Annotated in this window: 3 protein-coding genes; all 3 read left to right on the top strand. The window is 69.1% G+C overall.

Annotation, left to right across the window (positions count from 1 at the left end; all coding sequences use genetic code 11):
- Nucleotides 1–277 precede the first annotated feature (277 nt).
- Nucleotides 278–7387, top strand: coding sequence for a hypothetical protein (locus tag OU996_RS16485; protein ID WP_267582695.1), 7110 nt, complete (start codon nt 278–280; stop codon nt 7385–7387).
- Between the two features lie 122 nt (nt 7388–7509).
- Nucleotides 7510–13293, top strand: coding sequence for a hypothetical protein (locus tag OU996_RS16480; RefSeq protein WP_267582694.1), 5784 nt, complete (start codon nt 7510–7512; stop codon nt 13291–13293).
- A 26-nt stretch (nt 13294–13319) separates the two neighbouring features.
- A complete protein-coding gene (locus OU996_RS16475; protein WP_267582693.1) occupies nt 13320–13832 on the top strand; it encodes a papain-like cysteine protease family protein in 513 nt (170 codons plus the stop codon).
- Nucleotides 13833–13891 lie beyond the last annotated feature (59 nt).

Raw genomic sequence — 13891 nt, 5'->3', positions numbered from 1 at the left:
GAACACGCGGAACCGACGATGCGCGGTCCTTCCGAAAATGCCACTTGCGATCCAAAGATCGTGGAAATACAACTGGAGGGTGCGAAAATTTGAGCGCGGCGCGCGTGGGGGCGGTCGTCGCGCACAGGCCCAGTTCGCGTGCCGCGCCAATGCGGCTGCCTGCCGACAATGGCAGCGCCCGTCGCGAATGACACGCAACACATCCCCCTGAGACGCTGTCCGTGGTGCCGTGCCTGCCGCTCCAGCGGTTCGTGCCTGTTACTGCAGGGGGGACACCATGCCAATCACCGGGGCCCGGCTGGCGCTGCTGGCGCTTGCCAAGCCGAAAGATGACACCAAGAAGCTGCTCGTCGTCGCCATCGGCACCAAGGGCGACGCCCCCACCGGCGACTGGCACGTCGCCCTCATCGATCCCGACGATCTGAAGGCCTATCTGACCTCCCCTCCGGCGGACGCTGCCGTCGATAGCCTGTTCGACCTGCCCTCCAGCGCGTCGCTCGACGACTGGCTGACCAATGGGGCTGGTCGGGTCGGCGTATCGGATGGGTCAGGCGGCGATACGGAGCCGCGCGTCAGTGGCCCGACCTTCTATCTTGACGGCATCGCCCGCATCCATTTCTTCCGCCAGGGCGATGTGTTCAAGGCCGGCGGCGGACTGCCGACCCCACTCGCCTGGCTGGACACCGCCGCGACAGTGGTCTGTCCGGATGATCCTGTGACACCGATCGGTCCCACATGGGCGGTGTCGCGGCTGCGGCTGGACGCCCTGCAGGATTGGCCGGGCACGCATCAAGGCGCGGTTCCACGAACACTGAAGGGCTTTGCCCTCGCGGCTCAGGTTCCCATTGCGGTCAGCGCCCATGAGCAGGATCGGTCGGCCGATGCCGGGCGAAAGCGGTACGACACCCGCCTGTTCCTGTTCGCCGAGGCTGACCGGAACAAACAAAAGCGCAAGCTCTGGTTTGACGCGACAGCGGTGGAGTGGCCGGAACGTCGCAGTTGCGGCTTCATCAAACTCGCGCTGGCCTTCTCGACGGCTGACGGGCTTCACTTCGGCAAAGCGACCGACAAGAAGGCGCCTTTCGGCCTGCATGACCTGACGGCCGCTGGTGAGCCAGTCCTTTCGGTCGGCGTCGGCACTGAGGACGAATCGCCGATCTTCGCCCTGCTGCCGACCTTTGCGAAGATGCCTCCAAAGGGCCTGGACAGCCGGAGGCGGCAGGCCGGCTTTCGCGAAATTCGCCCGGACGGGGAAGATATGGCGCAGCTCATCCTGCGCTGCGAACTGGATTTGCGTGTCGGCAGCTCCGATCACTGGTCCGCGCTGATCAAAGGCTTCGCTGCCGAGAAGCTCCAGCTCCCGGAGGAGATCGCCCGCAGTCTTCAAAGTGCCCCGTTCACAGACGGCCTGTCGATAAGCCAGGAGCAGATCGCGGTCGATGGTGTGGTGAGGCTGGACCTCCCGAGGGGGGTGTCATGGGTCGCGGCGGCCCGCTTCCAGCAGAAGGAGCAGGGCGACTCCGTTGAGGACGTGCTGGCGAACATCATCGATCAGGATCAGGACACGACCGGACGCGCGCTGCGACGGCTGCGGCCACTCTCGGGGATGACCGTGTTGGCGGGCTATGAGGCGTCGGGCCGGCTCCCCTGGCATGTGGTCGGAACCCTCACCGTGACGGGAACGCCGCGCCGCCGTCTGCGCCCGGAATCAGCGAGCGAGGCGAACGACTGGGCGGCGCGGGCGAGGGATACCAACGCGATCTGGTCGTTGCATTCCTTTGAGCCGGTGCCAACGGCGGATCCCTGGAAGTCCTGGAAAAGGTTGGCAACTGCCACCGCGAAGGTCACGCCCGATCTGTCCGCCCTCACTCTGTCGAGCGGTGAGACGCTACGGAAGGTCTCCGGCGGGCTCATGGCGGCTGACGTCGATACCGCGACCTTCCAGCCCGCGCGGACACGGGAGGGTATTTGCTACCGGATCAGCACAGATGAGCCGCCCTGGCTCTCCACATCCCCCTCCCTCATCGTCGCCGGCATCGAGTTCGACCTGACGCTACAGCGCGTGTCGCAGGTCATCACCCATCGCGTGCCGCGCCGGCGGGCGGATGGTGGGCCGGTCGGTGCTCATCTGCATGTCACCATGACGCTCGATGTGACGCGGGTGCGGCCGGTGGAGCCGTCACCCCTGCCGCCCGAGGAATCGGCGCTTCAGTTCGATGTGGCGGAAGAGGCCGCGCGCGGCCTGATCCTCGATCTGTCGCCCATAGTGCCCGCGTCCGCGACCGGCGATAAAAAGCCGGCTGAGGCCAGACCCGCCTTCCGCCTGGACGCGGAGGAGACGGTCGATGGCGACAGCGACCAGGGCGTCGTCTGGACACTGAGCGCCGTGGAGGGCGCGGGTCAGGAGCCCGGCAAGCTCCTCGTCATCGACCCCGCGCCCTTTCGCATCGCGGCGGTGGAGGGGCTCCGACCGGAGTCGAGCGACGCGGCGCAGCAGATCGCGCAAAGCGCCCTCGAAGGCGGCGTGCCGGTCTGGCGCTTCCGCGACAGCGCGCAGGAGGTCAGGCTCCTCCTGCCGACGCAGACGCTCGGCGAGGCGATGGAGAAGAACGGTCCCGGCCGGAAGCCGGCCGATATCGAGCCGGGCCAGCCGGCGGCGATGCGCTTCGGCTCGCTCACGCGCATCGATGTCGATCCCACGCTGCGCGATAGCGGTTCGCGCGAGCCGGGCTGGAACCTGCGCCGTCTGTTCAACCGGGTGGCGGATGCCGATCCGGGTGTCGTGGTCCGCGATCTGCGCGTGGAGCTCGCCTATGGGCTGCTGGTGCAGCACCGCCCGGTCCAGCGCACCCGGCTGGCCGAGCTCGGCGGCATCATCGGCGCGCCGCCCAGCATCGACCGGCGCGGCGGCGCCCCCTCCCTGCCGCCGCGCGTCAAGGCGCTGCTGCTGCTGGAGGCGAGCCGCATCGCGGTGGACAAGCTGTGGCGCGACCATCCATCGGAGGATCTCGAGACCACGGACGGGCTGCGCTTCACCCTGCGCCGCAGGGATGAGGAAGGCGGCGGTCCGCAGACGCCGTTCCGTTTTCCGGCGCCGTCCGGCTATCCCGGTGCGGGCCGCGCCGACCCCGCCTTCCTCGAGAGCTTCGCCGACCCCAATGATGAAGCCGCTTATCGTGAGGCGTTTCCCGGCGGCATCCCCTGGGCCTTCGACAGCGCGAACATTCTCGCCGAATGCTATGCCGATCCGGTCTCCACCTCCGGTCGCATCGGCGGGCTGCATTTCTCCGCGCTTGGCGGCTGGGGTCGCCAGCGCGCGGTGTTCGCCAACGGCAAGTCGGTCATCGAGACCGAGACCGATATGGGCCGCCTCAGCCATTACAAGCTTGAGCGGCTGGGCCGGATCGGCGGCCTGCACAACCGCGCCAAGCATGTGGTGATCTACCGCCGGACCGTGGTGCCGCCGGCACAGTTCTATGCGGAGGGCGTGCTCCACAAGCAGGATGAACACGCCGGCCGCTGCATCCTGCGCAAGGTCGAGGAATATATCGACATTCTCCAGCCCGAGCGGCGCTACCCGGAAGACGGCAAGGCGACCACTGAAGCCGGCGCTATTGTCGCCACGCGCTTCGTCACCCGGCGCATCCGCGTCGACTCCAACTGGGGCGGCGATGTGCGCGACGAGGGTTGGGCGGTGCCGCTCTGGCAGGAGGAACTCGCCAGCGCGTCGCCCTCGGGCGACCCGGACAGCCTCGCCAATCTCTACCCCAAGCCGCTCATCCAGCTCGTCACGCTGGGCGAGGACGGCACCCTAACCACCATCGCTTACAATAAGCCGGAAAGGCTATTTTTCTACACATCGACATGGAAGTCCGAGACCGGCGATCGCGTCGATAGCTGGCATCCGGTCGAGGGCATCGACTTCTGCGACGCGCCTGCGCCATTGGTGAAGGAGAGCGACAAGCCGAGCGACGCCGATCTGCACGAGGGTATGTTGCCTCCGGCGCCGCGCGGCGCTGGCGGGCATGATCGACTGACGCTCGATCTGGTCGATGGCCGCATTCCGGTGCGCCTCGGCGCCGGGCGGGTGGCCGAGGGGCCGGCGGCGGTTCTGAAGAACGTGACGATCTCGCGCGCCCGACCGCGCGACGCCGAGCAAGCGACGGGTGCGCGCAAGGCCGGCCAGATGGCGGGGCAATATGCGGCGGATCTGCGCGGGCAGATCGACCGGCTGTTCGGCACCATTCCGGCGCGTTTCGACCAGCTCGCCCGCGACTTGCTGCGGCCGGGCGCGCTGACGGATGGCCGCGCCCGCGCCAAGCAGGCGGTGCGCGAATGCGAAGGTCAGCTCGTTGATAAGCTCAACAAGGTGATGGAGACAGGCGCCACCAAGGCCGCGGAGATTGCCGCCGAAATCCGCAAGACTCCTGCCTTGGTGAACCTTCCCGCCCAGCTCGCCGGCGAGGTGCGGCAGGCGGCGCGGTCGGAAGCGGCGCGTCTGTGCGGGCGAGCCAGGGCTGTGGACGAGGTCGCGGTGGCGGAAGCTCACGCCGAACTCGTCGCCAGGGCGCGGGAGATCAGCGGTCGCTGGCGGGCCGAACTGGACAACCTCGCCCGCGAACTCGACACGCTGGCCGTCGGCAGTCCCCTCGCGGGGCCGCGCCAGCAGGCGAAAGCGGCGCTCAATGGCGCGGTCGAGGCGGCCAAGTTACTGCAAAAGGACGCCGTCGCGGAGCTGCGCGACGACATCGCCGCCGCCTTCGCCACGATCACCGTCAATCTCGGCGCCGTGCGCCGCGCCCTGCCGGGCGTGGCGGAGGAGATCGCCGCCACCGCCGGAAGCGCGCGCCGGGCCCTCGCCGGATTGCCGGATGGAGCCGTACTCATCAAGGCAATTCAGCAGTGGACGCCGGGCCAGTCGTCCGAGGCGGAGCTAAAGGCGCAAATTGCCGACCATGTTGGTAAGCTCCGCACGGCGGCACGTGCTGCGCAGCAGGCGGCAAGCCGGCTCACCACCGCGCGCAACGTGCCGGCGGCGGCGCAAGCGGCCATCGCGGATGCGCATACGCACATCACCGCCATGCTCACCGCGCTCGCCACATTGCAGGGCGCGATCGACAAATGGCCGACGGACCATATTGACGAGGCCGAGCAGAAGCTCATCGCGGCCGTGATGGCCATCGACAACGCCGCCACCGGGCTTCGCGGGGGCCTCAACAACTTCATCACGTCACTTGAAAACGCGGCGACCGGCGCTCTTGCGGAGGTCGCGGCGGTGCTGGATGAGGCTCAGCGGACGCTTACCAATGACGTGCTGGCGCCGTGGCAGTCCGTTCTGGACGCGAGCGTCGTCACGGCGGCCGGACAGATCGCCGAGCGGATCAAGGCGGCGCACGCGGCCGCCGGGAACCTGATGAACGGGGCCTTCAGCACCGCCGACGCCGCCATCGTGGCCGCCGCGAAGGATGCTGCCGCCCGGCTGCGGGCGATGTCCGCTGAACTTGCCGCCTTCAGCCCCCTTGTCGACGGCAAACTCACCGAGGCGCGCGCTAAGCTGCGTGACGCGCTGCCGCAGACCGAAGCGGTCCAGAGCAAGCTCGACGCCGCTATGAAGCCTGTCACGACCTATCTGGAAGGGCTCTCCGCCTCGCTCGCGCCGAAGGTGGAAGATCAGGCGGCGCATCTCTCGGCCGAGCTGAAGCGGGCGGTCGCTGGGGCGCAGGGAAATGCCGCCGCGATCGAGCAGCAGATCCACAGCCTCGCCAATGCTCTCATCGCGCAGATCGACGTGGTGTTCGACCAGATCGGCCATGGCCTCGCCACGGTCGACAAGCTGCGCGCCGAGGTGGAGGCCACTGTTGCCCGGCATGCCCGCGCCATCACCGACCGCGTCGACGGCGTGCTCGATGGTGTCGGGGAGGAACTGTCCCGGCGCGCCGGCGTGCGGCAGGAGGATATCGACGCCGGCATCAATCGCGCCCGCGATCTCTATCAGGAGGGCGACAACGTCCTGCGCCTCATCCGCGCGGTGGGTGAGCCGCCCAAGGGCGACACGCTGGGCTTCAATCGGCCCGAGGTCGCCTATGTGTTCGACCTGGTGAAGCCGGTGGTGGATGTCACCCCGGTCCTCGCCTTGGCCAATCGTGCGGCGAACACGGCGCAGGCGGCCGGCGAACTTCTGGATTCCTTTGGCCTGCGCACCCCCATCATGGGCTTCGCGCAGGATTGTCTCCCCGCGTCCATGTCGAACCTGTCGCTCGGTAAGCTCATCCCGGACATGGCCGGCCTCGATATCGAAGCCCTGCTGCGGCAGGCGGGCTTCCCGGATCTGTCCGGCAAGGAGTGCCAGGGCGTCAAGATCACGCGCGGCTTCGACAAGGAAGCGCGCGAGGCGTGGATGCGGGCGGAGGTGGACGTGCCGCTGAAGGGCACCACGACCATCTTCGATTTCGGCCCCGTCGCCTTCGCCGTCGAGAACGCGCAGTTCCGCGCGGAAACGCAGATGCGCATGGGTGCCTCTGGCCGGATCGAGAAGACGGCCAAGGGCATGATCGCCGGCGACTGGCGGGTCATCAGCGGCGGCATGGAGGTCGTGACCTTCGAGAAGACACCGCTGCTGTTCGACGACAGCGGCAAGATCGACTTCAAGATCGCCACCGAGCGCGTGCGCCTCGCCCCGAGCCTCGAATTCCTCACCAATCTCATGGCGAAGCTCGGCAAGGGGCTGCCGGCTGGGGTCGAACCGCTGTTTCGCGGCGGCATGCCGGTCGGGCTGGTCGCGCGCCTCTCGATGGAACTGCCGCCGATCGCCACCGGCGCCTTCGCCATCACCGATCTCAGCCTCGGCGCCAGCTTCGCCATCATCGCCGTGCCGGAATTCGAGATTGGCGTCACGCTGGACCTGTCCTCGCGCGATGCGCCGTTCACGCTGGCCGTGTGGATCCTCAATGGCGGCGGTTACGTTTCGCAGCGCCTGTCCTACCGGCCGAAGGGGTCGGTGCTGACCTACACGCTCGATATCGCCATCTGCGCCGGCGTCGGCCTCGCCTTCGGTTTCGGTGTCGTCTCCGGCGGGGTGTGGTTGCAGATCGGCTGCAGCGTCGCGCTCACCTGGAGCACCGCCGGGGGCGGCAACACCACCACCATCACCGTCTTCCTGCTCGCGCGCGGCGCGGTCGACGTCGCCGGGCTGGTGACGGCCAACATCATGCTGCGGCTGGAGGTTTCCTATGACGGCGCGGTCATGCTGGCGCGCGGCACGCTGCGGCTGAGCTTCCGCATCAGCATGTTCTACACGCTACGGGTGAACCAGTCGGTCGAATACAAGCTGGCCGGCGAGAAGCGCGCCGAGGCGCCCGCCGCCGACTATGCCGACAGCTTCGGCTGATCCGGCAATCCAGCTCCCCCCAACGTGCCCAAGACCTCACGTGCCCAAGACCTCACGTGCCCAAGACCTCACGTGCCCAAGACCTCACGTGCCTTCCGACCCTCCATCAAAGGCGCAGGATCATGCCCCAGCTCCAGGTCAGCGTTCAGGTCGACCGGATCCAGTCCGACGGCGAGTGGGCCGGCGCGGCCGACGCCCCGGTCTGGCTCGCCATATCGCTCTCCGCGAGCTGGAAAGATGTCCCGGCGGCGCCGGCTGATCCGCGGGCGCTGGTGGATGCGCTGCTGCCGTGGAAGTGGCGGGCCCCGGCGGGCGCCCCAGCCGCGTGGAATCCGCACGACGCGGCAGCTTGGAAGATCGGCTATCTCGACGCGGCGGACGCCTATACGGCAATCGACGCTCAGCACGTCGCGCCGGTCTCGGCGGCGCTCGACCGTCCCTCCCTCATCACCCGGCTGGACGCGGCCATTGACGCCATTGCCTTCGAGAAAAGCGTGCTCCGCCGCGATGCGCTGCATCTCGGGCCGCGCGATCAGGAGACCAGCACCAAGGGCACGGTGCCCGGCTTCATCGAGCGCCTGCCGACGCTGCCGCATCCCGTGCCCTGCGCCAGCCGGTCCCATGCGCTGCTGGCCATCTCCCGCGCCGCGCTGACGGCGGACGCGCTGGCGGCACTGGACAATCTCCGCTTCGTCGCGGCGCCGGCATTCGGCTGGAGCACCAATGAGGCGTTCGTGCCGGGCGACTGGACAGAATTCGACGACAATGGCGATCGCGTGCCCGATTACTCCGGGTTCACCCAGAAGGAAGCCACCGCCCCCGCCTGCATCGCCATCGTCGAGCCGAGCCTGACCAAGAAGAATATGGTAGCCAACCTCACGGAAGGCCGCCTGGTCGACCTGTTCACCCAGCGCGTCGCTGTGATCGGCGGCACGGACGCCTACCGCTTCACCCTGCCGACGGGCGAAAGCGTCGCCGAGCTGCCCCAGCGCCTCGCCGACGCCATGGACCCGCTGGCCCGCATCCGCTCCGTCCTGCCGCGCGCGGTGGCGCAGTGGCGCAGGGCCGCGGCGCCGGAGGCTCCCGCGCCCGAGCTGGACGAGGCGGCGCTGGGGCGGCTCAAGGCAGTGCTGGACCTCATCGCCGCGCAGGTGCTCGCCGCGCGCTTCGACACGGTCGGACGCTTCGAGGTGCCGCTGATCGAGGCGTTGATCGCCGAGGACACCGCCGCCGCGCGTGACCTGCTGGCGTCGCATCTGGCGTCGCTCCCGGCCGTCGTCGCCGCCAGCGTTCCCGCCGCGCTGCGCGTGTCGCGGGACGAGATGAACGCGCTCGGCTTTTCCGAGCATTCCCCTTTCACGCTTGATTATCTCAGGGCGGCGTTGGGCAGCGAGGCGTCCGCCGTGCGGTTGCCAGCCGACACCGACATTCTCCGGCATCTGTGGCTGCACCGGGCGGCTCCGTCCGGCGCGCCGGAGACGGCACGCGGCCTGCGCTATCACGAACTGCCGGCCACTCAGCCGAACCGCGCCGCCCTTCATGTCAACCGCGAACGGCGCCCGCCGCCGGCGCCGCCGGCCGGCGAACCCGCGCCGGGCGCCGGCGAGCCCTTCGCCCGCACTTCCTTCGAGCGCGCCCGCGCCAGCGCCGCGCTCGCCTTTGCCGGGCCCTTCATTGAGGGGCTGGTGGCGGGGCGGGAGGACTGGTACAGCGCACCGGCCGCCCCGACCCCGGACCCGACCCCGGACCCGACCCCAACCCCGGACCCGCCCCCGAGGCGCGGACTTGCCGAACGCCTGAGCGGCGCCATGTCGGTGCTGCTCTGGGGCTCGGAGGCAAAGCCCGGCCTCTACCGCACCTTCCTCGCGCAGCTTCAGGGGCCCGACCCCGACCCCGTTCGCGCCTTGCTGGCCGTCTTGCTGGAAATCGCCGCCGAGGAAGCCGCGCGCATCGCGGGCCGCATCGCCTTCCGCGCCGACCCGTTCGACCGCATCACGCCGCTGCCGCTGCCCATGGCGCTGCAAATCGACCAGATCCAGACCTTCCCGCGCACGGTGGACTCCTGGACGCGGCTGTCCGGCTACGGCCTGCTGGTCCGCCGGTCCGGGCCGGGCACTCCCACCAACTTCGTCTCGCTCAACCCGGCGCGGCTCTATCTCGGCGGCACGGAGGACGACGCGCTCATCAAGGTGCCCTTGTCGAAGACGACCGAGCGCAACTTCGTCGATCCGCTGCCGGCGGCGCCCGGCGATCAGGTGGGCGTCAGCGATGCCATCGCCGAATTCGCCAATAGCTGGGCCACGGCGCCCATGGCCGGCGATCCGGTGCTCGACCAGCCGGGAGCGGGCAGCGGGCTCGCCGCCACGCGGGTCATCGCCGCCGCCCCGCCGAAGCCGCGCGCCCGCGTGGCAGGGGAGGCGGCGGGCGCGGTCATCGCACCGCTTCCGGCCTTCTCCTTCGGCTATGACTATGAGGTCGCCGGCCATCTCGTGGCGCAGGGCGGCGTGCTCGCACCGGGGCTGCGCGCGCCGGACAACCCGTATCTGTTCGGCGCCCCTCTCACCTTGCAGGGCCAGATAGCGACGCTCGCCAACTATGTGCGCACCACCGGCATCGGCACGCCCGCCATCAGCCACGACCTGCCGGCGCCTCTGGTGCCGGTGAGCCTGCTGGCGAGCGATCTGCCGAGGCGCGCCCCGGTGCAGGCGCTCACCGCCGCCGGGCTGCGGCTCAATTATGACCACGAGACCGGCGGCACGCTGATCGACTGGCCGGGCGAGGCGAATGCGGGGCTACGCTTCAGCTTCGTCACGCCCCTTGTTGGTGTCGCGGGGGAACTCACGGTGACGCTTAGCGATGCCGGCGCGTCGGCGCCGCTCAGTACCGTCACGCTGAGCCTGCCCAATCTCAGCGGCCAGGAACGTTGGTGGCGCGTCGAGGTCGCCCGCAGCGGCGCCGCGACCATCCGCTACAAGGATCTGCCGCCTCTGGCAGAGGAGGAACTGCGGGCGGATTTCGAGAAGGCCTGGGATCTCGCGCGCACCCTTCCGCCGCCGGGCACCCCGCCGGGCGGGGAGGGCATCTATCTCCACCTCACCACCACTTCGCCGGACATCACCGTCGAACCCGGCCCGGTGCGCCTTCTCGTCGATGGTGTGGAAAGTGCCGCCGGTGCGCCCGGCAGCGAGCGCAGCGCACGCAGCAAGCCGATCGAGCCGCTGCTGCTGGATGGGCTGGATGTGCCGGTGCTGCGCAACGGGAGCGCTGTCGTGCCGGATCGCCTTCTGTCGAACCGCACCGTCCGCACCAGCGTCACGGTCACTCTCGCCGGCCCCAGCATCGACCGGCATAGCTGGGAGCGCTGGGTCAATTGCGCGCTCTTCGCGCTTCCGCCCGACGCACCCCTGCGCGGCAAGATCGCCCGGCAGTTGAACGATCTCCAGGCCAAGGCGCCGCCGGCCGATGGGCGCAGCGAGGAGGAACTGCCGGACCCCGCCGTCTCCGCGCTCGGCATCGAGCTGTGGCAGGTCTTCCCCGAGCGGCGGCGCATCGACCAACCTCTCATCGCGACCGCCGACGTGCTGGAGCGGCCGAAAGCGCGGGTGACCCTGAAGGCCGATGCGACGGAGGCGTTTAAACGCAAGGACGGCCACATCACCGCCACTCTGCTCCCGGGCCATGTCTATGAGCTGCGTGTCCGCGCGGCGATACAGGCCGAGGCGAAACCCTTCGACAATCGGCGACCCAACCAGGAGCGTCTCGGCAGGGCGGTCTTGGAAAGCTGCTCCCGCGCGCGCCTTGATGGCGCCGACTGGTTGCTCGGGCAGGCGGCGGTCGTCCCCGTGGAGGTCGCCACGCGCGAGCTTCCCGTCGCCAGCCCCGCGAGCGGAACCATGCTCCGTGAGATAAAACGCGACGACAAGCGGTCCGTCAGTCTCGTCCTGCCGAAGGATGTTCTGGGCGATGAGGGCCGCCGCGTCCTGCGCTATTGCGAGACGGCGGGCCTTGTGCCGCAGCGCTGGTCTTGGCGCGGCACGCCCCGTGCGGATGGGCCGGGCGATGCCTTTTACGACCGCGCGGACACCGATGTCGGCCGCGTCGCCTTCGGTCCGCTGCGGGCCGGCCATGCGCTGGCGGTGGCGGGCATCGGTGAGGCGCCGCCGGTGCTGACCCGCGATCTCGACTGGCGCGGCGGCTGGAATCTCTGGCGTTTCAAGGTGCGGTTCGTCAGCCGCTACGCCCCGTTGTTCCGGCAGGAGGCGGAGGCTCAAAGCCATCTCGGCGGCCCGGCGGACTGGATCCCGCATGAGGTGCGCGACACCGATAATGGCCGCGCCGTCGAGCGCCCGCCGCTCGCGCTGGTGCTGCCGCTGACCGAGACGGCTGATGACGTGTCCGGCTCGGTGCCGCCGCTGCTGGCGCTGTTCTCCGGCGCCATGCACCGCAACGATCATTTCGGCGACCGGCTCGCCGTCGCCTGCGAGATCGCCCGTCACCCCCGGCCGGCCTTTGGCGAAACGCCGCTGTCGAACCTCAAATTCCTGCCGGAAGTCGGCCCCGACCCGATCCGCACCGGCCGCGCCCATAGTGGCGCGGCGATCCCGCTGAGCCTTGAGGGCCCCATCGGCTACAGCTTCGACCGGGGCAACCCGGTCGGCCCGTTCAACCATGCCAGCGTCATCGTCACCCCGCGCGGCGGCGATCTCGCGCCCTGGTCGATGATCAAGCTGAAATTCCGCCGCGAGGAAGACCCGGAGGGCTTGAAGGCGGCCCCCTTTGAGCCCGGTGCCAAGGAACTTCCCATTACCAGCACCGCGCCCGGCGCACGCCATGAGGGCATCGTGCTCGACTGGGCGGATGCCGGCGCCATAAGCGAGGTGGGTCTGGCTCTGGAGCCTCTACCGAAGGGTCGCTCGCCCGCCCGCGCGGCCAGGCGCGGGCAGAGGGTGATGCTCAAAACGGTACGCGCCGGCAACCAACTGACTCTCTCCGCCTGGGTGCTCCGCCACGAAGACCCCGGCCCCGCCAGGAGCGCATGGGCGCCGTCCAGCGCGCCCAATGCCGCATTCTGCACGATCGAGTTGGAGCCGGGCGAGGTGGCGGCGTTGCGCCTCGTGGTCTCCGCCCGTGCGAAACCCGAGAAGGGCGACACCTGGCAGCCCACCGGCGATGTCGCCGTGCAGCTGCGCCGCACGCAGGGCCGCACGCCGGGTCCGGCGGCGGAACTTGGCTGGCTCGCCATCGTCACCCTGCCGCTGGAAGCGCGCGCCGCGACGACGCCCATCACTGAGGACGCCAAGCTCCATTTGAGCGGCACCGCACCTCAAACTGTGCGCCCGCTGCGCCTGTCGGACTACACCTCCTCCGTCTGGTGCCAATTCACCGTGCCGAGTTCGCATTTCCGCGTGGCGCGGGGCGGCAAGGATCGGACCGTGGCGGTTTCCGATCTGGAGCTCCGCCGGAACAGGGACGTGACCGGCTGGGGCGGGATCGAGCTGCGCGACGACGACGGCCCCGTGCATCTTCTGCCGGATGACCCTGTCCAGGATTCCTCCTCCGTCGACGAGATGCGGCTCGCCGTGCTGACCATCCCGGCCCATGACAGCCTCGGCCGGATGATCGAACGGCCGGCCGTCGTCGTGCCGCTCATCAACACGGTGCGCGGCAGCGCTCCCATCCTCACCGCGTGCGGTGCGCCGATCTGGCCAGCACCCGACACGCCCGTGCCGACAGGACAGCTCGGGCGCTGGCGCATCCTGCGCGTCCTCGTGCGCCAGGGGATGCCCATCACCACGCTGGGGGATCTCTTCGAGGAGACGCTGGAGCCCATCGGTGCCACGCCCAACCCGTCTGACGCCAAGGCCATGGTGCTGAGCATCTCGCGCCCGGCACCATGGTCGTTCTGATCATCTCCAACGAGAGGAGAACTGCCGTGCCCAGTCTCAGCTTTACCGTCCGCCCGCCTATCGCTGCGGTGGACCAAGGCAACCTTGATCTTTGCTGGGCGGCTGCGACCGCGGTCCTCTACGGCTGGAAAGACAGCCGACCCTACACCATGGCCGAGGCCGCCGGACGGCTCGGAGGCGCTTTCGTTCTCAAACAGGTGACTGGATCGGCCTTGTCATATGCCGACCTCAGCCTGTGGAGGCAGAGCGGCCCCTTCAACCAGCAACATCAGCAGTGCATAGCCGCGTCGGGGTGGGACGCACTTCTGCGTCTCCATGGGCCGCTTATAACTCTGGTCGATGGATCTGGCGCGCATGAGATCAATCACGCAGTGGTGGTCTACGGCATCGAGGGCGATGGCGCACCAACAACCACCCGCCTGAAGGTGGCCAATGGTCAGGGTGGCAGGCTGCAGCTCTTCAGCCTGCATGAGTTCGTGACCATCTTCGAGATCAGCCCGGGACAGGATCCGTTGTTCAGTGTGATGTATCTGAAGTGAGCTTGCGCTTGCCGCGCCGCGCTCACTCATTCACGGCCATCCCATCATCTATGCCCAAA

This window comes from Ancylobacter sp. SL191 (genome assembly GCF_026625645.1).
In the GTDB taxonomy this organism is placed as follows: domain Bacteria; phylum Pseudomonadota; class Alphaproteobacteria; order Rhizobiales; family Xanthobacteraceae; genus Ancylobacter.
This window is presented reverse-complemented; position numbering and strand designations above follow the sequence as displayed.

Excerpts from the sequence above, each read along its gene's own strand:
- OU996_RS16485 (WP_267582695.1), top strand. The coding sequence starts at position 278 with ATGCCAATCACCGGGGCCCGGCTGGCGCTGCTGGCGCTTGCCAAGCCG.
- OU996_RS16480 (WP_267582694.1), top strand. The coding sequence starts at position 7,510 with ATGCCCCAGCTCCAGGTCAGCGTTCAGGTCGACCGGATCCAGTCCGAC.